Source organism: Streptomyces sp. cf386, assembly GCF_900103585.1.
Classification (GTDB): Bacteria; Actinomycetota; Actinomycetes; order Streptomycetales; family Streptomycetaceae; genus Streptomyces.
The window spans coordinates 139,566-160,982 of sequence record NZ_FNHV01000001.1 but is presented as its reverse complement, the minus strand read 5'-3'; the positions used below and the strand labels follow the sequence as shown (position 1 = coordinate 160,982).

Annotated in this window: 21 protein-coding genes; 4 read left to right on the top strand and 17 right to left on the bottom strand. The window is 70.8% G+C overall.

The genetic code is table 11. The annotated features are described in order from the left end of the window. Positions 1-22: 22 nt before the first annotated feature. The 8 genes from BLU79_RS00720 to BLU79_RS00685 all read right to left on the bottom strand — a co-directional run bounded on the left by BLU79_RS00720 (position 23) and on the right by BLU79_RS00685 (position 8,793). On the bottom strand, positions 23-1,396 hold the full coding sequence (locus BLU79_RS00720; RefSeq protein ID WP_093903572.1) for an FAD-binding oxidoreductase: 1,374 nt from the start codon (positions 1,394-1,396) through the stop codon (positions 23-25). Between the two features lie 134 nt (positions 1,397-1,530). Then, positions 1,531-3,204 carry a LuxR family transcriptional regulator gene (locus BLU79_RS00715; RefSeq protein ID WP_093903571.1) on the bottom strand — a complete coding sequence of 558 codons (1,674 nt, stop codon included), beginning with the start codon at positions 3,202-3,204 and terminating at the stop codon, positions 1,531-1,533. Between the two features lie 250 nt (positions 3,205-3,454). Beyond that, positions 3,455-3,964 carry a hypothetical protein gene (locus BLU79_RS00710; protein WP_093903570.1) on the bottom strand — a complete coding sequence of 170 codons (510 nt, stop codon included), beginning with the start codon at positions 3,962-3,964 and terminating at the stop codon, positions 3,455-3,457. 624 nt (positions 3,965-4,588) lie between these two features. Beyond that, positions 4,589-4,759, bottom strand: coding sequence for a 50S ribosomal protein L32 (gene rpmF / locus BLU79_RS00705; RefSeq protein WP_093903569.1), 171 nt, complete (start codon positions 4,757-4,759; stop codon positions 4,589-4,591). A gap of 85 nt (positions 4,760-4,844) precedes the next feature. Then, the gene (locus tag BLU79_RS00700) at positions 4,845-5,255 is read right to left on the bottom strand and encodes a hypothetical protein (RefSeq protein WP_093903568.1); all 411 of its coding nucleotides are present in this window, start codon (positions 5,253-5,255) and stop codon (positions 4,845-4,847) included. 14 nt (positions 5,256-5,269) lie between these two features. Further along, complete coding sequence (locus BLU79_RS00695) at positions 5,270-6,865, bottom strand: sodium/solute symporter (protein WP_371131803.1); 1,596 nt, start codon at positions 6,863-6,865, stop codon at positions 5,270-5,272. A gap of 2 nt (positions 6,866-6,867) precedes the next feature. Continuing rightward, positions 6,868-7,173, bottom strand: coding sequence for a DUF485 domain-containing protein (locus tag BLU79_RS00690; protein WP_371131802.1), 306 nt, complete (start codon positions 7,171-7,173; stop codon positions 6,868-6,870). A gap of 396 nt (positions 7,174-7,569) precedes the next feature. Beyond that, positions 7,570-8,793 carry a right-handed parallel beta-helix repeat-containing protein gene (locus tag BLU79_RS00685; RefSeq protein ID WP_093903565.1) on the bottom strand — a complete coding sequence of 408 codons (1,224 nt, stop codon included), beginning with the start codon at positions 8,791-8,793 and terminating at the stop codon, positions 7,570-7,572. Positions 8,794-8,895: 102 nt separating this feature from the next. On the opposite strand from BLU79_RS00685, the gene BLU79_RS00680 reads away from it, so the two are divergent. Beyond that, positions 8,896-9,387 (top strand): phosphatase domain-containing protein, encoded by a 492-nt coding sequence (locus tag BLU79_RS00680; RefSeq protein ID WP_093903564.1) that lies wholly within the window; start codon positions 8,896-8,898, stop codon positions 9,385-9,387. A 17-nt stretch (positions 9,388-9,404) separates the two neighbouring features. Here BLU79_RS00680 and BLU79_RS00675 read toward each other — a convergent pair whose 3' ends face one another. From BLU79_RS00675 to egtA, 5 genes are all read right to left on the bottom strand, one after another. After that, entirely contained in the window at positions 9,405-9,620 is a 216-nt protein-coding gene (locus tag BLU79_RS00675) for a dodecin (RefSeq protein WP_093903563.1), read from the bottom strand. 88 nt (positions 9,621-9,708) lie between these two features. Then, on the bottom strand, positions 9,709-10,671 hold the full coding sequence (egtD, locus tag BLU79_RS00670; protein WP_093903562.1) for an L-histidine N(alpha)-methyltransferase: 963 nt from the start codon (positions 10,669-10,671) through the stop codon (positions 9,709-9,711). After that, on the bottom strand, positions 10,668-11,465 hold the full coding sequence (egtC, locus tag BLU79_RS00665) for an ergothioneine biosynthesis protein EgtC (RefSeq protein WP_093903561.1): 798 nt from the start codon (positions 11,463-11,465) through the stop codon (positions 10,668-10,670). The genes egtD and egtC overlap by 4 nt, the downstream gene beginning before the upstream one ends. Next, entirely contained in the window at positions 11,465-12,784 is a 1,320-nt protein-coding gene (gene egtB / locus BLU79_RS00660) for an ergothioneine biosynthesis protein EgtB (protein WP_093903560.1), read from the bottom strand. The genes egtC and egtB overlap by 1 nt, the downstream gene beginning before the upstream one ends. Further along, complete coding sequence (egtA, locus tag BLU79_RS00655) at positions 12,781-14,085, bottom strand: ergothioneine biosynthesis glutamate--cysteine ligase EgtA (RefSeq protein WP_093903559.1); 1,305 nt, start codon at positions 14,083-14,085, stop codon at positions 12,781-12,783. The genes egtB and egtA overlap by 4 nt, the downstream gene beginning before the upstream one ends. A gap of 325 nt (positions 14,086-14,410) precedes the next feature. On the opposite strand from egtA, the gene BLU79_RS00650 reads away from it, so the two are divergent. Next, positions 14,411-15,235 (top strand): TIGR02452 family protein, encoded by an 825-nt coding sequence (locus BLU79_RS00650; RefSeq protein WP_177000815.1) that lies wholly within the window; start codon positions 14,411-14,413, stop codon positions 15,233-15,235. Here BLU79_RS00650 and BLU79_RS00645 read toward each other — a convergent pair. The 4 genes from BLU79_RS00645 to BLU79_RS00630 form a co-directional block, all read right to left on the bottom strand. Beyond that, complete coding sequence (locus tag BLU79_RS00645; protein ID WP_093903558.1) at positions 15,220-15,666, bottom strand: type II toxin-antitoxin system PemK/MazF family toxin; 447 nt, start codon at positions 15,664-15,666, stop codon at positions 15,220-15,222. The two genes, BLU79_RS00650 and BLU79_RS00645, sit on opposite strands and share 16 nt — an antisense overlap. 84 nt (positions 15,667-15,750) lie before the next feature. Beyond that, entirely contained in the window at positions 15,751-17,220 is a 1,470-nt protein-coding gene (locus tag BLU79_RS00640) for an SPFH domain-containing protein (RefSeq protein WP_093903557.1), read from the bottom strand. 134 nt (positions 17,221-17,354) lie between these two features. Next, a complete protein-coding gene (locus BLU79_RS00635; protein ID WP_177000814.1) occupies positions 17,355-17,573 on the bottom strand; it encodes a hypothetical protein in 219 nt (72 codons plus the stop codon). Between the two features lie 65 nt (positions 17,574-17,638). Beyond that, entirely contained in the window at positions 17,639-19,063 is a 1,425-nt protein-coding gene (locus BLU79_RS00630) for an amidase (protein WP_093903556.1), read from the bottom strand. Positions 19,064-19,319: 256 nt separating this feature from the next. Between BLU79_RS00630 and BLU79_RS00625 the strand changes: the two genes are divergently transcribed. Both BLU79_RS00625 and BLU79_RS00620 read left to right on the top strand, forming a co-directional pair. Next, positions 19,320-20,708 carry a glycoside hydrolase family 43 protein gene (locus BLU79_RS00625; protein ID WP_093903555.1) on the top strand — a complete coding sequence of 463 codons (1,389 nt, stop codon included), beginning with the start codon at positions 19,320-19,322 and terminating at the stop codon, positions 20,706-20,708. 90 nt (positions 20,709-20,798) lie between these two features. Then, entirely contained in the window at positions 20,799-21,275 is a 477-nt protein-coding gene (locus BLU79_RS00620) for a DUF2637 domain-containing protein (RefSeq protein WP_093903554.1), read from the top strand. Positions 21,276-21,417: the final 142 nt, after the last annotated feature.

The following is a 21,417-nucleotide window of genomic DNA, read 5'->3' as shown; positions in this document are numbered from 1 at the left end:
ACCACGGAGCCCGCAGGATTCCTCACGGCGCGATGTTGTGGTTCAGCCGGAACAGGTTCCCCGGGTCGTGGCGCCGCTTGAGCTCCCTGAGACGGCCGTAGTTCGTGCGGTAGTTGGCCTGGACGCGGTCGCGGTCGTCGCTGTCCATGAAGTTCACGTAGCCGCCTCCCATGGAGTGCGGCGCCAGCGCCCGGTCGAAGGCGCGCACCCAGTCCTTCTGGGCCTCGCAGTCCTCCCGGGTGGTGAGGGTCGGGCTGAGCGCGATCGAGTAGTCGGCGTCCCGGTAGGAGAAGGCGGTCTCCTCGGGGCCGACGCGGTGGCAGGCCCCGTCGATGGGGAAGACGACCGTCACGCTCTGGATCGAGGGCGTGTCGGCGCCGTACTCGACCAGGGCGTCCACGGCCCCGTTCGGCAGGCCCTGGGTGAAGGCGCCCTTCCAGTAGTGGTACAGCCCGGCCGGCACCAGCTCGTCGAACAGGGTGTTGATCACCGGATAGGGCATCCGCTCCACATGCCGGCCCAGCACCGGCCCGAGTGCCGCGACCCGGTCCCGGATCTCGTCGTCCTCGTCCTGCGGTCCGCTCCAGCAGGTGACCACGCCGCACATCGGCCGCCCGTGCCAGCGCTCGGGCAGGAACGGCACCGGCGGCCCGAGCCCTACGACGAACACGGCTCCCAGCCGGTCGTCCGCCTCGGCGACCAGCTCCCGGTAGCGGCGGATCACGTCGCCGTCGAGCGGGAAGAAGGTCGGCCCGCCGAGGATGTCCGCGATGGGGTGCAGCCGGAACGCGAAGGACGTCACGACCCCGAAGTTCCCGCCGCCCCCGCGCACCGCCCACATCAGATCGCTGTTCTGCTCGTCGGTGCAGGTCACAAAGGATCCGTCGGCCGTCACCAGGTCCACCGAGACGAGGTTGTCGCAGGCCAGACCGCAGCGCCGGGCCAGGTGCCCCATGCCGCCGCCGGTCGTCAGACCGCCCACGCCGGTGGTGGAGACGACCCCGCCGGTGGTGGCGAGACCGAAGGCGTGGGTGGCGTGGTCGACGTCCGCCCAGGTGCAGCCGCCCTCGACCCACGCCGTCCGCTTCTCGGGATCGACGCGGATGCCGCGCATCCGGCCGAGATCGAGGACGACGCCGTCGTCACACGTCCCGTGCCCGGGGACGCTGTGGCTGCCGCCGCGCACCGCCAGCGGCAGGCCCCGGTCGCGGGCGAGGTCCACCGTGGCGATGACGTCGCCCGCGTCGGCGGGCCGCACGATGATCGCGGGCCGCCTGTCGTGCATGGCGTTGAAGACCTTGCGGGCCTCGTCGTAGTCCGGGTCGCCGGGCTCGACGATGTCGCCGTGCAACCGGTCCGTGAGCCCTTGGTCGAGGGTCGGTGTGGAGGTGGTCATGGCCGCCGCTCGCTTTCCGTTCCTGTGCCGGGAAGGGATACATCACCGGTGTACGCGCGCGGCGAGGGCCCGATCATCGCCGGAACCGCCCATCTCGGGGGAGCGGCCATGGGCAGAACGGCCCATGGGCGGTGTCAGGTGAGGCCGTGGCGATACGCGTACGCCGTCGCCGCCGCCCGCGAGGACACGTCGAGCTTGGCGAAGATGTTGTTCAGGTGCCGGGCGACGGTGTGCTCGCTGATCACCAGCTCCGCCGCGACGGCCCGGTTCGTGCGGCCCGCCGCGACCAGCCGCAGCACCTGGATCTCCCGCTCGGTGAGCCCGCCGGGCCGCTCCGGGCGCACATCGGCGAGCAGGGCGGCGGCCCGGCGCGCGTCGGGCACGGCGCCGAGCCGGCGAAAGGCCTGCTCCGCGGCCCGCAGCTCCATCCGGGCACCCTCGTCGTCCCCGACGGCCCGGTCGGCGGCGGCCAGGGTCATCCGTACCTGCGCCGCCTCGTACGGCACCCGCAGCTCCAGCCAGAACGTCAGCGCACGGCGCAGCCGGGGCAGCGCACGGTCGAGGTCACCGGCGGCGAAGGCCACCGCGCCGGAGGCGGTGGCGGCGCTCGCATGCAGCAGGGTCGTCTCCGAACCGCACCGCTGCTGCCAGTCCCGGGCCAGGGAACGCAGCTCCTCGGCGGCACTGTGCGCCTCGGCCGTCCGGTCCAGCGCCAGGCACACCTCCACCTGGGCGGCGAGCAGCCTGCACCGTTCGAGACCGCCGGCCTCGGTTCCGTTCGCGAGGGCGAGCTGCAGGGCTGTGGCGGAGGCGTCGGGCTTCCCCTGGGCCAGCCGCAGCAGAGAGAGGCCGGGCTGCGGGTCACGGCCGAGTTCATGTGTGCGGTCGTACGACTGCTCGGCCGCCGCGAGCTCCCCGCGCCGCCGCTGGATCTGTCCGATCAGGTAGACAGCCTCGGCCGCCATCCGCCGCTCGTAGGGCAGCAGTTCCGCGCAGGTCCGCCCGGCCTCTGTCAGCGCCTCCTCCCAGCTGCCCCGCAGCTCCAGGACCTCCACCCGGTGCACCCGGCACAGTCCCCGGAAGTTGTTCTCGGCCGGCATCGCCGCGCACCACCGCATGGCCGCGTCGGTCCATTCGGCGGCGCGTTCCAGATCGACGCAGGCCATGCACTGCTGCAGGCCCAGACAGTAGACCCACCCGGTGAAGAAGGAGCTGAGCTCACCGGCCATGGCCGCGCACATCGCCTCGTCCAGGAGATCGAGCCCCTCACTGACCCGTCCCTGGGCGACCAGTACGCCCGCCTGTGCCTGGACGCCCATGGCGAGCAGATCCGGGCTGCCCCGGCGGCGCGCGATCGAGGCCATGTGCCGGGCCGCGGCCATGGCCTCGTCGAACGCGCCGCGCCGCTGGGCGTCCTCCGCGTCGATCCAGGCGAGGTAGCACTGCTCGACGCACTCCGGCTCGTCGTGCAGATGCCGCCGGGCCCGACGCAGCCAGCCCGCGGCGACGGCGGTGCGTCCCGCCAGCTGATGTTCGTAGAAGAGCAGCCAGGCCGAGTGCCCCGCCTGCCGGGCGGCGTCGCCCGCGACATACCCGGAGTAGGCCCGCGTCCGTTGGACGATCGACTCGTCGACCCGGCTCGTCCACCAGGCGGCGTCCGCGAAGGCGGCGCAGTCGTCAGGGGTCAGACAGGTGGGATCCAGGTCGCCCAGCAGCCCATAAGCCTCGGCCCACGCCTCACGGGCGACGGCATCCCTGGCCCGCCGCAAGGTGTCCGCGGCAGCCTTGTCGATCGTCCGCTCGGTCACCCGCGGCTCCCTTCTCGCGCTCTGCGAGCAGGACCGGCCCCTCCCCAGAATAGGCGGGCCGGGCGCAGGGGAGTCAGTGTCCGGACACCTGGAGCTCGGCCGTGTGCTCGTGGCGCCGGGCGCGAAGCGGGGGACGGAACCGGCTGGCGACCACAGGCCCGTCAATGGGCGCGGCCCGGCCCCATTACTGCGGGCCGGGCCCAAGTGGCACATCGGCAGGCTCGTCGCTGCCCTTGTCCGCGTGGAGCGGTCAGTGGTGACGCTTGTCGATTGCTCGGAAGCTGCCGACAAGCGCGAATGGCACTGTGGCCCCGTCGAGGACCGGCGTGCCGTCGATTGCGCTGCTGGAGTTTCCGGGGCCAATTTTCGCGATTGCAGAGCCGTTGTCACAGGTAATCCCGCGGAAGAATTCGAGGGTCCTGTCACTCTCGTTCAGCACGTTGAAGCTGGTCGCGGGACTACTGATGACAGCGGTGCACACCCCCGGCTCGGCGGCGAACGTTCGCTCGTTGACGTGGATCCGTCCACGATCGTTGTTCCGGAAATTGTCGTTCCGGAAGTTGTCGTTTCGGTCGTTGTCGTTCCGGTAGTTGAAGTTCGTCTGGCCGTCGCCGCCCTGGGGAACGGAGGCGTCGGCCTCCTGCACCGACGGGGCGGACTTCGGGGCTGAACTGGAAGCCGAGGCGTAGTTCATACCGGTTGCGGCAAGGACGGTGACGCCCACCGACAATGCGATCGCGACAACGGTACGCGTACGCATTCCCTCTCTCCTTCTCACAGGCATTCCGTTTCTCCATCTCTCAGGGTGTCAGCTGAGCCGACCGACTAAGAATGAACATACTCATGCCTAAATCTGTCGCCACCTCAGAAATGTCGGAGGGGCGATGAAGGGGGCCGATCGGGCGTTCGAAAGCTCAAGCTGACGTCTGTGATGGTTCGTCAGAAAGTCGAAAGTGAAGGTGACTTGGCACCACAGTTGAGCCGCTCGGGGGACCGAGCTGACACCCCTTCACACTTCTGCCCGCGTGTCGGGTATTGACAAAGCTCCGCGCGACGGAGTAGGGCCCCTGTGGGATCGTCCCGGGCGCCGCCCCTGACCAGGCCCGGGCCGCGATCCGCAGGGCATCCATGGGCCCGAGCTGTACTGCGTCGAGGTCATGCACGGCACCGACGCCGAGCGTCCAGTATGCCGAGCACGCCGACGTGCTGACACGCCGACACCGACTCGTGAATTCCCCCGGTGCGGCCATTTGCGCAGCGGCGATCCGCGCTCGGGAGCCGCGGGTGCCCGTGGCTCCATGACAAGTCGTCAGGGGGTGGCCGTTGACCTCGCTGATGTCGTTGACGATCGCTGCCGCGCGCAGCCCTCGCACGGCGCCCCCGGTCAGCCCTCGGGGTGCAGCAGCCCGCGCTCGTACGCCTTGACCAGGTGCTGTGGCACCAGGTGGCCGACGCCGTCGATGGTGACGGGCACGAGCTGGGGCGTGCTCGCCTTCCACTGGGCGCGGCGGTGACGGGTGTTGCTGCGGGACATTTTCCGCTTCGGGACAGCCATGACGGACCCCTCCTCGGTGGGTGAACACCGAGGACGCTACATGAAAATGGATCCCATTAACAATGAGCCGGGGGTCGGCCTGGACTCAGCGACGTGAGCGCACCCGTGCCGCCCTCGGCGGCTGGATGAACTGCAGCTCCAGCGTGACAGGCGGGTCCGCGAGGCCCGGCCCGCCCGCCGCCGCCCACCGCGCGATCTCCTCCGTGCAGTCGTCGTCCATCGCGAAGCCCACCCAGGTGGGCCGCCCGCCGGCCCGGCGCCCCGCGGCCGACGGCTGGACGACGATCACGTTGGCCTGGTCGCAGGGACCCAGGCAGTCGTCGGTCGTCCGGACCTGGAAGCCGTGCTCGGCCCCCGCGGCGCGCAGCCGCTCCACCTGCCCGGCGTGATCGGTGCCGGGGTGCTTGCCGGGACTGCCGCAGCAGCACCCCCGGCAGACGACGAGGGTGCAGGGGCGCTCGCGGGCGGCGCCGATCAGGAACGTACGGGTAGGCATGACAGAAGCATGTCCTACTCCTTCGCGCCCACCAGCATCCGTACCTCGAACTCCTCGTAGGCGGCGTCCTCCTGACGTTCCTGGCGGCTGCTCAGCACGCTGCCGAGCCAGCCGAGGAGGAAGCCGGCCGGGATGGAGACGATGCCCGGGTTCTGCAACGGGAACCAGGCGAAGTCGGAGTCCGGGTAGAACGAGGCCGGCGCGGAGGAGACGACGGGGGAGAACAGGACCAGCAGGACCGAGCAGATCAGGCCGCCCCAGAGGCTGAGCAGCGCTCCCTCGCCGGTGAAGCGGCGCCAGAACAGGGTGTACACGATCGTCGGCAGGATCGCGGACGCCGCGATGGCGAAGGCCAGGAAGGCGAGCGTCGCGGTGTTGGCGCCCCAGGAGATCAGCGCGAGCAGCATCGCGAGCACACCGATGACGGCCGCGGACAGCCGGGCCACCATCAGCTCCTCGGTCTCGCTCGCGCGGCCCTTGCGGATCACCTCGCCGTACAGGTCGTGGGCGAGTGAGGAGGCGGCGGCCAGGGTGAGGCCGGCCGCGACGGCGAGCAGGGTGACGAAGGCGAGGCAGGACAGCAGGGCCGTGAGGATGCCGCCGCCGAGCGCGTTGGCCAGGAGGAGGACGGCGGAGTCGCCCTTGTGGTCCGTCTCCGCGATGGCCTCCCGGCCGACGACAGCCGTGGCGCCGAGGCCCAGAACGCCGGCCGCCAGGCAGACCAGGCCGACCAGGCCCACCGCCCACACGACGGAGCGGCGCAGGACGTCGACCTTGCGCGGGGCGAGCAGCCGCATCAGTACGTGGGGGAGGGCGGCGAGCCCGAGGACGATCGCCAGTTCCAGGCTGAAGAAATCGATCTTGCTCGTGGTGCTGACGCCGTAGCGCAGTCCGGGTTCGAGGAACTGGGTGCCGGTGCCGCTGTTGTCCGCGGCCGCGGCGAGCAGGGCGTTGGGGTTCCAGTCGTAGTGGTGGAGCACCATGACCGCGGTGACCGTCACGCCCGCCACCAGCATCACGGCCTTGATGATCTGGATGACCGTGGCGCCGGGCGCGCCGCCGATGGCCGCGTACACGATGACGATGGTGCCGATCACCACCACGCACAAGGTGCGTGTCGCGGGACTGGGCTCGCCGGTGAACTGGGTCAACAGGGCCATGCTACCGACGAGTTGGGCCACCAGATAGAGGGTCGTGATGACCAGGGTGCACACGGCCAGGGCGAGCCGGGCCGGACGTTGCAGCCTGGTCAGGCGCAGGGCGAGCGTGTCGCCCAGCGTGAACTTGCCCGCCCGGCGCAGGGGTTCGGCGATGAGCAGCAGCACCATCATCCAGGCGACGACCGTGCCGCCCAGGTACAGCAGGCCGTCGTACCCGTTGAGGGCGACCAGGCCGGTACTGCCCAGCAGCGTCGCTGCCGACAGATAGTCGCCGCACATCGCGAGGCCGTTGCGCAGCGGGGACATCGTGCGGTTGCCGAGGTAGAACTCGCTGATCTCGTCGCGCTGAGGGGCTGTCAGCAGCGCCATGAACAGCGTGACCACGACCACCGACAGGAACAGCACGAACGTCAGGTTCAGGCTGAACCGGTCGACGATGCCTTCGGACATGGTCACCACGTGCGGTACCCCCTGGAGCCGGGCGGGACGGTCTGCCGTGCCGTGTGCTGGTCCAGTCGCGAGCCCAGGCCACGGGCCAGCGGGTCGACCCGGGTGCGCATGTACCGGACGTAGCACACAGCCGTCACGCCCATCACGGCGAACTGGCCCAGGCCCAGGGTGAGGCCGAGGGTGAGGTGGCCGACCAGGCGCTGGTTCATCAGGCCGGGGACGGAATGGGACAGAAGCACGTACAGGAGGAATCCGCCGACGGACAGGAGCGTCGCACGGACTCCGAATCTACGCTGAGCGCGGCGCAGTGAGTGAAATTCAGGATCTTCGGATATGCGCCGGGTCGGTGCGGGTTCATTATCCGGGGGACTGTATGTGAAAGAATTGTCGTGCCAAGGTGAAAACTCGGGCACAGGCGCACCTTCTTTGCTGCGGCATGCCGGACATGGGGGAGCGCGGGCTTTGTTGTGGGGAGGCTGTGAGCGGCGGCGAAGCCGGAAGTCGCGAGTATGGCAGCGGGCTCATTGAAGAATCAACCGCGGCGCTGAATTGCCGTAGTCCGGTGGCGCGTTCGCGCCGCTCGTGATCCTTTATCAGGCTTCTGTGGCCTGCGAAAAGGGCCTTCCGGGAATTAGTCCGGGCCAGTTCTTTCGGTCGGACTGTCTGAAACTCGCCCCCCTTGCCGCGCGGCCCGTTCCGGCGGCTCAGAACCGGGCGCCGACAGCCGTGCCGTTCCGGGGCACGAGGAAGCGTGGCGCCGACGGGAGTGAGCCGTCGGTGGAGCGTGGGCCCGTGATCGCGGCCGGGTCGGTGCTGAGCACCGAGGACGTGTCCCAAGTTCCGCCCAGATTCCAGGAGTTGCCGCTGACCACCGTTCCCGAGCCGACGGCCACGGCGCGGGCGTCGGCGATCGACAGGTTGGCGGTGAGGGTGGCGGTGCCGCCCGCGACGTCGGCGTCGAAGCCGGTGCCCGCGTTGGCCCAGGTCGTGTTGCGGCTCAGGGCCAGGGCGCCGGTATTGCCGTTGTCCGTGACACCGTGTGCCGCGTTCTTGAATGCGATCGCGTGGTGAAGGATGTGGCCCACGGCCGGGGCGGGGGTGCCGCCGCCCATCTTGAAACCGTTTCCGTCGCCCGAGAAGTCCGGGAAGTTCCAGCGGTTGTAGCCGTTGCCGTACGCGATGGTGTTCTCGATCAGAATCGGCGAGGCGAACTTCCAGGCGTCGAACCCGTCGTCGACGTTGTTCCACAACCGGGCCCCACGCACCACGTTGCCGGTTCCGCTGCCCTCCTTGATGGCCAGCCCGTCGGCGCTCTCACCGTTCTTACGGGGATCGCGATTGCCGTAACTGTCCAGATTCAGGATCTGGTTGTCGCTGGACGACCCCTGGAGTTGGAAGCCGGACTCGTAATTGTCGTGCGTGGACAACCGGGAGAAGACGTTGCTGTTGCAGCCGTCGCAATAGATGCCGTACGGGCCGTTGACGAGCTCCAGCCCGGAGATCCGCCAGTGCGAGGCCTCCATGTGGATCGCCCCGCGCTCGGCCCGCGGGATGCTGCCACCGACCGGCGTGTGGCTGGCGGGCAGTTGCTCGCCGTCGATGACCACGCGCTCGCCCTGATAGGCGCCGAGGGCGATGGGCAGGGCGGCGGTGCCCGAGGTCGTGATGGTGATGTTGTCGGTGAGGGTGTAGGTGCCGCCGCGTACGGCGATGACGTCGCCGGGCTTCGCCAGGTCCACGGCCCGCTGGACGGTCCGCAGCGGCCGGTCCAGGGTGCCCGGCGCCGAGTCGCTCCCGTCGCTTGCCACGACCAGCGTCGCGGCCCCGTGCGCCTCGCCCGCCGGCCCCCACACCGCCAGCAGGGCCGCACCCACCGCCGCCGCCGTCCAGATCGCCGTACCGCGCCTGCCGTTCACCGCGTCGCGCATGGGGCCTCCTGCCGCTGCTCTGCCTGCGTGCCGTGTCGCAGAGCAGTGGCCGCCCGGGGCGGGAAGGTTGCCGGGGTGCGCGGTCCGTCTAGGGTGAGGAATGTGACCGACAGCAGCACACGTCCGCTCGCCGTGTTCGACCTGGACAACACCCTCGCCGACACGGCCCATCGGCAGCAGTTCCTGGAGCGCGCACCGCGCGACTGGGACGCCTTCTTCGCGGCCGCCCCGCAGGACCCGCCGATCCCGGAGGGCGTCGCGCTGGCGCTGGAGTGCGCGAAGGAGTGCGAGGTCCGCTATCTGACCGGGCGGCCCGAGCGGTGCCGGCGCGACACGCTCGACTGGCTTGCCGCGCACGGATTGCCCGAAGGGCGGGTGTACATGCGGCGCAACGACGACCGTCGGCCCGCCCGGCGCACCAAGCTGGAGATCCTGCGCCGCCTCGCCCGCACCCATGAGATCCGGGTGCTCGTGGACGACGACGAGCTGGTCTGCGAGGACGCCGAACGGGCCGGTTTCACCGTCGTACGGGCGCGCTGGACCGCCCCGTCCGCCGCGCTGAAGGTGGCGCAGGAGCGGGAGGGGCGGACCTGAGGGGCGGACCCGGCGTGTTACCCGGCTTCATCCAGGCGGAAGCCGACCTTCATGGTCACCTGCCAGTGCGCGATCTGCCCGTTGTCGAGCTGGCCACGCACCTCGGTCACCTCGAACCAGTCCAGGTTGTGCAGGGTCTGCGAGGCGCGCGTGATGCCGTTGCGGATGGCCTGGTCCACGCCGTCGGGCGAGGTACCGACGATGTCGGTGACGCGGTAGGTGTGGTTCGACATGGGGGTGCTCCTCTCCCGTGACTCCGCCATGGCGGAGTCACGCGTCACTCCACCGTGCCCCAAGGCGGGGCATCGCGCGAGCCGTCCGTCACCGCGCCACGCTCAGTGACAGCGCGAAACGGGCCTCCCCGTCCGTCCACCAGTGCGCCAGTTCCAGCCCGGCCGCCGACAGTTCCGCGCCCACACCCTCCTTCCGGAACTTCGCCGACACCTCGGTGCGCATCTCCTCGCCCGCCGCGAAGTCCACGGCGAGATCGAGCGCGGGCACCTTCACCGTCTGCGCCGTAAGGGAGCGCAGCCGCATCTCGATCCACTCGTTGCGCGGGTCCCAGAGCGCCAGATGATCGAAGGCGCCCGGATCGAAGTCGGCGCCCAACTCGCGGTCGATCACCGCCAGGACGTTCTTGTTGAACGCGGCCGTCACCCCGGCCGCGTCGTCGTACGCCTCGACCAGGACCTTCTCGTCCTTCACCAGGTCCGTGCCGAGCAGCAGCGCGTCACCGGGGGCGAGCAGACCGCGAACCGAGGCGAGGAACGCCGCGCGCTCGGCCGGCAGCAGATTGCCGATCGTGCCGCCGAGGAACGCCACCAGCCGGGGGCCCGGCGTGTCCGGCAGGGCCAGCCCGCCCGTGAAGTCGGCGATCAGGGCATGCACGTTCAGCCCCGGCCGCTCCTCGACGAGCGCCTGCCCGGCCTGGGTGAGCGCGCTCTCGCTGACGTCGACCGGGACGTAGGTGTGCAGGCCGGTCAGCGCGTCGATCAGGTACCGCGTCTTCTCCGAGGAGCCGGAGCCCAGTTCGACAAGGGTGCGGGCACCGCTGGCCGCGGCGATCTCGCCGGCCCGGTCGACGAGGATCTCGCGCTCGGCGCGCGTCGGGTAGTACTCGGGCAACTCGGTGATCTGCTCGAAGAGTTCGCTGCCCTTCGCGTCGTAGAACCACTTCGGCGGCAGTGTCTTGGGCGTACTCGTCAGGCCCTTCAGGACATCGGCGCGCAGGGCGGCCTCGGTGGCGTCCTCGGGCAGGGTCCGGGTGAGAAGGAACGGACTCACGTGCTGGGCTCCTTCGGTCGTGCGGATGCGGGTGGCAGGGTGTCGCCGGGGTCCTTGAGCGGGGTGAGCAGCACATCGGTGCGGCTCGCCGCGAGGAGGGTGTGGTCGGGGACCTCCCGCCAGTGCGGGTCGTCGTCGTAGGGCTCGGAGGCCACGACGGTGCCGCCGCCGGGCCGGGTCAGATACCAGAGGGTGTCGCCCCAGGCGGTCGCCGTGATGGTCTCGCCGTTGGTGAGCAGCAGGTTGAGCCGGGAGCCCGGGGCCGCCTCGGCGACCTCCGCGACCGTGTCGGCCAGCGCCTGCGCCTCGTCGTCACCGCCGCGCAGCCGCGCGAGGACCAGCGCCCATACGAGCGCCGAGTCGTTGCGGGCCTCCAACGACAGCAGATCCACGGCGGGCACGGTCGGGACGAGCGGCGCCAGCGAGTCGGGCCAGCCCTTCACGGCGCCGTTGTGGCTGAACAGCCAGGGACCCGCGGCGAACGGCGCCGCCGCGGCCTCCCCGTCGGCGCCCGCCACCGTCGCGTCCCGTACGGCGGCGAGCAGCGCGGTGCTCCGTACGACCCGGGCGAGATCGGCGAAGGACAGGTCCGCCCAGATCGGCCCGGCCCGGCGATAGCGCGCCGGCACCGGGTCCCCCTCGGCATACCAACCGACCCCGAAACCATCGGCGTTGACGGTCCCGTGCCGCTGCCGCCTCGGCGCCCACGACTGGCGGTACAGCCCGTGCGCGGGCTCCACGAGGAGCCGGCCGAGCGGCTCCTCGGGGCCCAGATAGGCCAGATGCCGGCACATCAGACGTCTCCCGCGGAACGGGCCGTGCGGAACCCGGAGAAGATCTGCCGCCGGATCGGATAGTCCCAGTTGCGGAAGGTGCCCCGGCAGGCCACCGCGTCCACGGCGAACGAACCGCCGCGCAGCACCTTGTGCTCGGGCCCGAAGAACACCTCCGAGTACTCCTTGTACGGGAACGCCCGGAAACCCGGGTACGGCAGCAGGTCGCTCGCCGTCCACTCCCAGACGTCACCTATCAACTGCCGCACGCCGAGCGGGGATTCGCCCTTCGGGTAGCTTCCGGCGGGTGCCGGGCGCAGATGCCGCTGGCCGAGGTTGGCGTGCTCCGGCGTCGGGTCGTCGTCGCCCCACGGGTAGCGCATCGAGCGGTCCCCGGCCGGGTCGTGCCGGGCCGCCTTCTCCCACTCGGCCTCGGTGGGCAGCCGCCGCCCGGCCCAGCGGGCATAGGCGTCGGCCTCGTACCAGCACACGTGCAGCACGGGCTCGTCGGGCGGTACGACCTCGGTGACACCGAAGCGGCGCCTGAGCCACTGCTTGCCGTCCCGGCGCCAGAACAGCGGGGCGTGGAGGGAGTGGGAGCGGATGTGCGCCCAGCCCTCCGGCGTCCACCAGCGGTCGTCGTCGTAGCCGCCGTCCTCGATGAACGCCTTGTAGGCGGCGTTCGTCACCGGCGTGGTGTCGATGTAGAACGCCGGCACCTCACGCCGGTGCGCCGGGCGCTCGTTGTCCAGCGCCCATGGCTCGGTGGAGGTGCCCATCATGAACGGGCCGCCGGGGACCAGGACTTCGGACGGCCCCGTGAACAGCGGCGCCGGGTCCGGGTCCGGGGCGGTCAGGGCCTGCGGGCCCTTACGGAGCTGATGCGTGATCAGCATCGTCTCGTCATGCTGCTGCTCGTGCTGCGCGATCATCCCGAAGGCGAAGCCCGCCTCGGTCAGCCGCGTCCCGTGGAACGCCGTGCTCTCCAGGATGTCCAGCACCCGGCCACGCACCTCGGCCGCGTAGTTCCGGGCCTCCGTCGGCGGCAGCAGCGGCAGCGAGGGACGTGCGGCGCGCGGATGCTCGAAGGCGTCGTAGAGGCCGTCGATCTCGGGCCGTATCGCCTCCCGCCCGGCGACCGCCCGGAGCAGCCACTGCTCCTCCTGGTTGCCGATGTGCGCGAGGTCCCACACCAGCGGGGACATCAGCGGCGAGTGCTGGGCGGTGAGGTCGGGGTCTTCGACGCAGCTGGTCAGCAGGGTCGTCCGGGCACGGGCGGTGGTCAGCGTGGTCAGTGCCCGCTCGCGGAGCGTGTCGGCGTCGAGGGCGGGGTCGGTCATGTGCGCAGGTCCTTCCCGTGCAGGGTGCGATCCGTGCCGTAGAGCTCGTCCAGCAGGTCGTCGGCGGGGCAACGGCCCCTGACGACATAGCGGTCGTAGTACGCCGCCACGGCGTCCCTGACCTCGGTCGTGGCCCCCAGCCGGGGCAGGGCTTCCAGAGCCGCCGTGAAGCACTCCACGGCGACCTCGTGCAGCTCGGGGTCGGCGAGCCCGGATCTGGCCGCGTCGATCCACAGCGGATTGTGCGGCGCGGCCCGCGACAGGGCGCGCTCGGCCAGCGGCTTCACCGCGCGGTAGGCGGTCTCGGCGGCCTCCGGGTCGTCGAAGAGCGCCGTGGCCACGGCGAGCGGCACGATCCAGCCGTCCTCGCCGGGCTGCGCGTCGATCATGCGCAGCTCCAGATGGCCACGCGGCCTGACCGGCGGGAACAGTGTCGTGAGGTGGTAGTCGAGGTCCTCGTGCGTGGGCGTTCTGGGCGCCCCCGACCTGGTCCACTCCCGGAACGACAGCCCGTCCGGGACGTCCCACGGGCCGCCGTCCCGGCGCACGCACATCACCGGTGCGTCCAGGACGTGCCGGGCCCAGGCGGCCCGAGGATCGCCGTCCAGCGGCGGTGCGCCCGCGCGTCCCGCGCCTATCTCCATCCACAGCAGCTGCCGGGTGGAGAGCCAGCCGGTGGGCTCGCGCCCGGCCAGCGGGGAGTTGGCGAACACGGCGACCAGCACGGCGCCCAACTGGTGCGCCAGCCACCAGCGCCGCCCGTGCCCGAGGGGGCCGGGCTCCTCGTATCCGGCGTCCAGGCAGACCTGCACGGAGGCCGAGGTGCACATCATGGCGCGGCCGGCCGGGCCCGCGCGGTCCAGGCACGCCTCCATGGCGTCGTAACGCGGCTGACGCAGGAACCGGCGGGGCGAGTGCCAGGGGTCGTTGCCGATGCCGACCAGACCGAGATCGTGTTCGCGCAGTACCGCGCGCGTGGCGTCGAGGTCGGCGGAGACGGTACCGATGCACTCCATCAGCGAGGTGGCGGGCGGGGAGCTCAGCTCCAGCTGACCGCCGGGTTCGACGGTGAGCGCCGACCTCAGGTGCACGGTCCGTAGTGCGGCGTAGGCCGCTTCGAGTCGTTCGGGTGTCACGGGGAGCCGCGGGCTGCGCAGCTCATGGACGAGCCATTCCACTTCGACCCCGAGGGTGCGGGGCGGGCCGGTCTTGAAGCAGATGCCCCTGACCAGGGCCTCCACCTCGGCTTCGGTGACGGCGGAGCGGGGTTGCTCCGTACAGTCACTCACCGAATCGGACATGTCGCGATCCTCCTGAGAGTCCACGGTGCCGCCCGGCCCGGATCTTGTGGGCGGGCCGGCACACCCGTCCCACCCAAGACCCTCGCGCCGCTTCGCACAAGGGTGCGTTCCGGCACGTTCCGGGTCGGTAATATCCGCTCCCCGGGCGTTCGTAAGGTCTTTCCCGGTCGTTCTCGGTCGGCTGTGGGGCCGCGGAAACCCTGTTGCACCGCACGACCAGCATCGCGCACGATGCCCGTGTGAGCACGACGGGGGAGATCACGACCGGCGAGGTCGTACGCGGCCGGCGCGGGCGCACGGTCATGGCGCGCACGGGGGTGGCGCCATGAGCGCGCGCCTGCGCGGCATCGCACGGGAGACGGAAGAAATCGTCGCGGCGGGCGCGTACCGCGCGCCGGACGGCCACGAGGTGTCACTCGGCGCGCTGATCGAGACGGCACGGGCCGGCACCAGGATGTACGGGCCGGACCCGGTTCCGCTGCCGGAGATCTCCGCGGCCGATACGTTCTTCGAGGTCACGGGCGAGAGCAGCCTGGAGGCCGCCCGCCGCCTCGGTGGCCGTACGGCCGTACTGAACTTCGCCTCGGCCCGCAATCCCGGCGGCGGATTTCTGAACGGCGCCCAGGCCCAGGAAGAGGCCCTGTGCCGCGCCTCGGCGCTGTATGCCTGCCTGCTCGAAGCCCGCGAGTTCTACGACCACCACCGCGCCCACCGCGACGCGTTCTACACGGACCGTGTCATCCACTCACCCGGCGTGCCCGTCTTCCGCGACGACCGCGGCCGCCTGCTCGACGCGCCGTACACGATCGGCTTCCTGACCGCCGCCGCGCCGAACGCGGGTGTCATCCGGCGTACGGTCCCGCAGCGCACGGCCGAGTTGCCGCACGCCCTCGCGACCCGGGCCGAGCGCGTGCTGGAGACGGCCGCGGCGCACGGGTACCGGCGGCTCGTGCTGGGCGCGTGGGGCTGCGGGGTGTTCCAGAACGAACCGGCGCAGGTGGCCGGCGCGTTCCGGGCGCTGCTCGGGCCCGGCGGGCGGTTCGCCGGGGCCTTCGAGCACGTGGTGTTCGGAATCCTCGACCGCACGTTGGACAGCCCGGTTCGAGCCGCGTTCGGCAGGGTGTTCCCGGAGCGTCAGGTCCAGCCGTAGCGCTCGTGCAGCCGGTGCCTGACCAGGTTGAACCGGCCGCGGTCCAGGGCGCAGGCCTCCCGGCGCATGCCCTGCTCGTGCAGGCGGAGGATGCGGTCCACGTCGACCCAGGAGTCACGACCGGTCCGGTCCCAGGGGCCGCTGCCGATGGCGACCCACTCGCGGTCCCCGTCATGCCGCTTGCTGGAGAGCTGCACGGCGAGAAACGTGCCGCCCGCCTCCCGAGCCACCACGAGCACCGGGCGGTCCTTGCCCCGCCCGTCGTTCTCCTCGTAGGGGACCCAGGTCCAGACGATCTCCCCAGGGTCGGGATCGCCGTCGTGCGCGGGGGAGTACTCGGTGCGCACCTTGCCGACCGCGCGGGGGTCGGCCTCGGTGGTGGCGGTGGGGCCGGAGCGGCCCGGGACGGTCTCGTCGGTATACGTGCTCACGGGGGCACCTTAGGGGCTGCCCCCGTGAGCTACGCGTGAAGGGTCACCGGTTACGCGGGAAGGTCACCAGACGCACCTGAAGGGTCACTTCTCGTCCATCGGCACCTTCTGCGCGAGCCCGTTGAGGGGCGATGTCTCCTTCGGCGCCTGCCCGTTCTGGTTCATCGAGGCCAGCAACTGGCGGGCAAGGCCCAGCCCCGTACCGCCCATGGTGAGCGCCTTGGCGAACATGTCCGCCATGCCGTCGGCGCCGTTGAGCAGCACCATGTTGTCGACGTTGCCGAAGGCGGACGCGCCGGCCCGGACGATCTCCGGCCAGTTCTCGGCGAGTTGCTGGGCGACCACGGCCTCCTGGTTGTCGGCCAAGGCGGCGGCGCGGGCCTTGATCGCCTCGGCCTCGGCGAGGCCCTTCGCCTTGGTCGCCTCGGCCTGTGCGAGGCCCTTGGCCTGAGAGGCGGCGGCCTCCGCCTCGCCGGTGGCACGGGTCGCGGCGGCCGTCGCCGCGCCACGCGTCTTGGTCGCCTCGGCCTCGGCGCCCGCGGCCGTCTTGACGCGGGTCGCCTCGGCTGCGGCCGCGAGCTCCGTCTCCTTCGCCTTGGCCTGCGCCGCCGAGATCCGCGCGTCGCGCTCGGCCTCGGCCAGCGTGCGCTTCTCGTACGCCTGCGCGTCGGCCGGTTTGCGGACGTCCGCCTGGAGTTGTTGCTCACGCCGGTGCGCCTCCAGCTCGGCGACCCGCGTCTCCTGGACGACGACCTCCTGCCGGGCCGCGGCATCGGCGAGCGGACCCGCCTGCCGGGCCTTGGCGCCCGCCTTGTCGCGCTCGGCCTGGTAGCCGGCCTGGAGGATCTCGCTGTCCCGGGTCGCCTCGGCCATCCGCGCGAACGACTGCTGCTCCGCCTCCGTGGCCAGCCGGTTCGCCTCCGCCTGCGCGATGCGCGCGTCCCGCTGGACGGCCGCCGCGTGCGGCATCGCCAGGTTCTGGATGTACCCGGTCGGATCCTCGATCTCGTGGATCTGCAACGAGTCGACGATGAGCCCGAGCTTCTCCATCTCCGTGCCGCACGCGGCCCTGGTCTGCCCGGTGAGCTTCTCCCGGTCGCGGATCATGTCCTCGACCGTCAACCCGCCGACGATGGACCGCAGATGACCGGCGAACACGTTGTGCACCCGCTCCGACATCAGCTTCTGCTGGTCGAGGAAGCGGCGGCCCGCATTCGCGATCGACACGAAGTCGTCGCCCACCTTGAAGATGACCACGCCCCGCACCTTCAGCGGAATGCCCTGATGGGTCACGCAGTCCACCTGCAGCTCGGTCTCGTTCAGGTCGAGCGACAGCTTGCGCACCGCCTGCACCCCGGGCAGCACCAACGTGCCGCGGCCGGTGACGATACGGAAGCCCATGCCCTCCTCCAGGCCCTCCGTACGGTGCTTGGAACCGGAGATGATGAGCGCCTCGTTCGGCTCCGCGACCCGCCACATCATCTTGAACACACCGATCAACGCGAGAACGGCGACTACGGCCGCCCCCGCAACGACGCCGACGACCATCGGCATACGCCCCCTTTGCCTGGCGCCCTTTCGGCACCGAACGCAAGGGAGTGTGCGCCTGCGCGACGCCCGGGTACAGACGCCGGCGGATCCTTGCCGAAACCTTGACGCGGACGGCTCTCCCCTGCGCCCGAGCGGGCTCAACTGTCGTACGCGGACTGGACGTAGACGGTTCTCGGGGGCAGGTACTCCACGACCATCACCACCGTGCCCCGCTCGATGCGGTCCGTGCCGACGGCGGGATACGCGAGGAAGTGCTCGGCGCCGCCGCGCACCCGGACGATCACCTCGCCGACCAGCCCCGGCCCGATCGTCCCCGTGACCCGCCCCATGAGCCCGACCATCGACGCATCGCCCATGGTCACAGAGTAGGGCCTGGGTACGGGAGTTGGGGCGGCCTCACATGACCGCGGTGGGTGCGGCCTCATACGACCGCGGTGGGTGCGGCCTCGTCCCGCTGCGGCGGCCACAGCTCGTGCCAGCGCAGCTCCGCCTCCAGCTGGGCGGCCAGCGAGATCAGCAGCGGCTCGCTGTTCGCGGGTCCGAGCAGCTGGGCGCCGACGGGCAGTCCGGACACGAATCCGGCCGGGACGTTGACGCCGGGCCAGCCCAGCACGTTCCAGGGCCAGGCGTAGGGGCAGGCGGCGATCATCGCACGGTCGGTGGCGAACCCGCCGAGCCCGAGCATCGCGCCGATCCGGGGCGGGGGAGCGGCCGTTGTGGGGGCGAGGATCACGTCGTACGACTCGTAGAACGTGCCGATACGACGGTGCAGTGCCGCCTCCGCGCGCCGGGCCGCGCGCAGCGGTGCCCCGCCGAGCAGGCGGCCCAGCCGGGCGGCGCCGCGGGTGCGCGGGTCGAGCAGCGCGGGGAAGGGCACCTCGCTCGCCCACTCGGCGATACCGGCCGTCGCGCGCGGGACGAAGGTCAGCCCGATCTGGCCGTACGGCGGATCGGCCTCCTCGACGACGTGCCCCAACGCGCTCAGCTTCTCTGCGAGTTGGACGATCCTGGCCCGTACCTCCGGCTGGAGGCGGGCGGGCAGGGCGGTGAACGGAGGCTTGAGGGAGAGCGCGATGCGCAGCCGGCCGGGGACGCGGCCGACGGCCTCCGAGGCGTTGAGCGCGGGGGGCCGGTGCGGGTCGAGGTCGTGGTTGCCGGCTGCCGCGTCCAGCAGGAGGGCCGCGTCGGCCACCGTGCGGGCGAGGGTGCCGTTGACGGTGATGCCCTGGAAGGACTCGCCGCGCGGCCAGGTCGAGATACGGCCGCGCTGCGGCTTGATGCCGATCAGATGGGTCCAGGACGCGGGGATCCGCACCGAGCCGGCGCCGTCCGAGCCGAGCGCGGCCGGGACGAGCCCGGCGGCGACGGCGGCGGCCGAACCGCCGGACGAGCCACCGGGGGTGTGCTCCGGGCTCCACGGATTGCGGGTCGCGCCGAAAGCGGGCCCCTCGGTGAACGGCCACTGCCCCAGCTCGCAGGTGTTGGTCTTGCCGACGATCACCGCGCCGGCCGCGCGCAGCCGTCGTACCGCCTCGCCGTCCTCCGCGACGGGAGGGAACTCCCCGCCGCACCCGAACGCCGTCGGCTCGCCCGCCACGTTCATGTCGTCCTTGACCGCGACCGGAACACCCAGCAGCGGCCGGCGCCCTCCGGCGGCGAGCTCCTTGTCAGCGGCCTCGGCCTCGGCGAGGGCGGCCTCGGTGCGGATCACCCGGAAGGCGTTGAGCGACCCCTGCGTCCCCTCGATCCGCGCCAGCGCCTGAGCGACCAGCGCTCGCGACGTCACCTCCCCGTCGGCCAGCGCGCGGGCGGACTCGGCGAGGCCTACGGCACGGTCGGGCGTCATACGGGGCACCTCCGGGACGACGTTGTCTCCACGATGTCTACCGAACGGTAACCTCCATGCGGCCGTGGTGGAACGGTTTCGCCGGGCGCGGCCCGCGGGTTCACCACAGGTTTCTCTCAGGTCTCGCTTCCTGCTGCGCAAACCATTGACGCGCCTGGGCCTCACCCCTACCTTCTGATCGAATTCCCGAACCGAGTTCGATATTTCGAACCCATCGAACTCATCGGGAATCCCTTGAACCGTAGGGAGAGCCGCAGTGACCAGACGTCCCCACACCCCGTCCCGCCGAGCCCTGCTGCGCGCGATGGCCGCCGTGCCCGCCTCGGCGCTGATCCTGGGCGAGGCCCCCGGCCTGCTCGGCACGGCACTGGCGGCCGCACCGCCGAGCGGCTCGGCCACCCGCTACACGATCGTGCCGTTCCTGAACAGCAACGACGGGACCGTGAACGTCTATCAGTCGGACGACGCCACCGACTTCCGCCTGGCCAAGGCCTCCGCCTACACGCCGCCGAGCAACCGCATCCGCGACGCGAGCATCTTCAAGCACACCAACGGCTACTACTACATCACCTACACGACCCACACCTGGCAGGACACCAGCACCACCATCGGCTTCGCGCGCAGCAGCGACCGGGTCAACTGGACGTTCCTGTACGACTACACGGTCCCGATCGCCAACCTGTCCCGGGCCTGGGCGCCGGAGTGGTTCGTGGACAGCGACGGCAGCGTGAACGTCATCGTGTCCTGCTCGACCACCAACGACGAGTGGATCTTCACCCCGTACCTCCTCAAGGCCACGAACTCCGCGCTGACGGCGTGGAGTTCACCGGTGGCGCTGTCCGGAATCGGCGCGAACCACATCGACACGTTCATCGTGAAGATCGGCTCCACCTACCACGCCTTCACGAAGAACGAGACGACGAAGTACATCGAGTACGCGACCGCGTCGAACCTCACCGGCCCCTACACGATCTCCCGTACGGGCAACTGGGCCGGCTGGGGCAGCTACCGCGAGGGCCCCGCCCTCGTCCAACTCGACAACGGCGCCTGGCGGCTCTTCTTCGACGGCTACGGCGACGGCACCTATTACTACAGCGACAGCTACGACACCTTCGCCACCTGGTCCGCCCCGGCCGCGCTGCCCGCCGTCTCGGGAACGGCCCGCCACTTCACCGTCATCAAGGAGACCGTCTCCGGCGGCCCCACCCTGGCGAAGAACGTCACCCGTTCCTTCCAGTCGGCCAACTACTCCACCCGCTACTGGCAGACGCAGTCCTCGCTGCTCAACCTCCCGGTGGTGACCAGCTCCAGCACGACCGGCGAGAAGCAGGCCTCGACGTTCACGGTCGTGGCCGGCCTCGCCGACGCGAACGGCTACTCCTTCCGCGATTCCTCCGGCAGGTACCTGCGGCATTGGGACTTCCGGGCCCGCTTCGACACCAACGACGGGACGTCGACCTTCGCCAAGGACGCCACGTTCGTCGCCCGCACCGGCACGGCGAGCGGATCGATCCGCTTCGAGTCGTACAACTACCCCGGGTACTACCTGCGGCACTACAGCTACCAGCTGCGGGTGGACCGGTCGGACGGGACGGATCAGTTCCGGCAGGACAGTTCGTTCGTGCCAGTGGCAGCCTGGGCCTGACCTGCACCCCTGCTGAGCAGGGCAGTTTCGGAGACGGCTGCGGAATGTTTCCCTCCATTTCCCGGGAGTTCCCGGCCGAGTGTGCAATGGATGTGCAACGCGCCGGGCGGGGGCGACCGCTCGGTGAAGCGGCCGGAGGAGGGCTTCGGTGTCAGCCGAGCTGCTCGCCGAGGGCTTGATCTGGATGCCTGGGCGCGGCTCCTGTGCGGTCTGGTCGTCGCAGGGGCCGCAGTCTACGTTTCGTATGTGCACCAGCGGGAGTTCGCTCTGCAGGGCGGGGCAGACGTGGTGACGGCCGCGTTGTGGCCCTTCTCTGTGGACGGGCTGCTGTTGCTGGCCACGGCTGGCTTGCTCAAACCCGCCGAGTGGCGTGGCCGACGGGCGCGGTGCGTCGTCTGGATGGTCTTTCTGTTCGGGATCGTGGTTTCTTCACCGGGAGGAGCATCTCTTGTGCGTGAAGGAATAGAAGAGTGGCAACCTCGATCACAACACGACTGTCCTGAAGAAATCGAGCGTTCGGATGGGTGGGCGGTTTTCAACGGTGATCTGAAGGACCGTACATTGTGATTGCGACTCTGTCCGGTCCTTCAGATCCGCTGCGTCCACAGCCCTCACTCGTCGTCCTCGACGGTCAGGCCTCGGGAGCGAGCCCGCCTTGTCTCCCTCGGTGATGTGGTGCGTGCAGAGTGTTACTCGACGTCGGGATTCC

What these genes read in the sequence shown, in the direction of transcription:
- egtB (WP_093903560.1), bottom strand. Translation starts at nt 12,784, where the DNA reads ATGACCGACCCCGCCCTCGACGCCGACACGCTCCGCGAGCGGGCACTG.
- BLU79_RS00650 (WP_177000815.1), top strand. Translation starts at nt 14,411, where the DNA reads ATGAGCGCGCGCCTGCGCGGCATCGCACGGGAGACGGAAGAAATCGTC.
- BLU79_RS00700 (WP_093903568.1), bottom strand. Translation starts at nt 5,255, where the DNA reads ATGCCTACCCGTACGTTCCTGATCGGCGCCGCCCGCGAGCGCCCCTGC.
- egtC (WP_093903561.1), bottom strand. Translation starts at nt 11,465, where the DNA reads ATGTGCCGGCATCTGGCCTATCTGGGCCCCGAGGAGCCGCTCGGCCGG.
- BLU79_RS00630 (WP_093903556.1), bottom strand. Translation starts at nt 19,063, where the DNA reads ATGACGCCCGACCGTGCCGTAGGCCTCGCCGAGTCCGCCCGCGCGCTG.
- BLU79_RS00720 (WP_093903572.1), bottom strand. Translation starts at nt 1,396, where the DNA reads ATGACCACCTCCACACCGACCCTCGACCAAGGGCTCACGGACCGGTTG.
- BLU79_RS00620 (WP_093903554.1), top strand. Translation starts at nt 20,799, where the DNA reads ATGTGCAACGCGCCGGGCGGGGGCGACCGCTCGGTGAAGCGGCCGGAG.
- egtA (WP_093903559.1), bottom strand. Translation starts at nt 14,085, where the DNA reads ATGTCCGATTCGGTGAGTGACTGTACGGAGCAACCCCGCTCCGCCGTC.
- BLU79_RS00695 (WP_371131803.1), bottom strand. Translation starts at nt 6,865, where the DNA reads ATGTCCGAAGGCATCGTCGACCGGTTCAGCCTGAACCTGACGTTCGTG.
- BLU79_RS00635 (WP_177000814.1), bottom strand. Translation starts at nt 17,573, where the DNA reads ATGGGCGATGCGTCGATGGTCGGGCTCATGGGGCGGGTCACGGGGACG.
- BLU79_RS00640 (WP_093903557.1), bottom strand. Translation starts at nt 17,220, where the DNA reads ATGCCGATGGTCGTCGGCGTCGTTGCGGGGGCGGCCGTAGTCGCCGTT.
- BLU79_RS00685 (WP_093903565.1), bottom strand. Translation starts at nt 8,793, where the DNA reads ATGCGCGACGCGGTGAACGGCAGGCGCGGTACGGCGATCTGGACGGCG.
- BLU79_RS00675 (WP_093903563.1), bottom strand. Translation starts at nt 9,620, where the DNA reads ATGTCGAACCACACCTACCGCGTCACCGACATCGTCGGTACCTCGCCC.
- BLU79_RS00710 (WP_093903570.1), bottom strand. Translation starts at nt 3,964, where the DNA reads ATGCGTACGCGTACCGTTGTCGCGATCGCATTGTCGGTGGGCGTCACC.
- rpmF (WP_093903569.1), bottom strand. Translation starts at nt 4,759, where the DNA reads ATGGCTGTCCCGAAGCGGAAAATGTCCCGCAGCAACACCCGTCACCGC.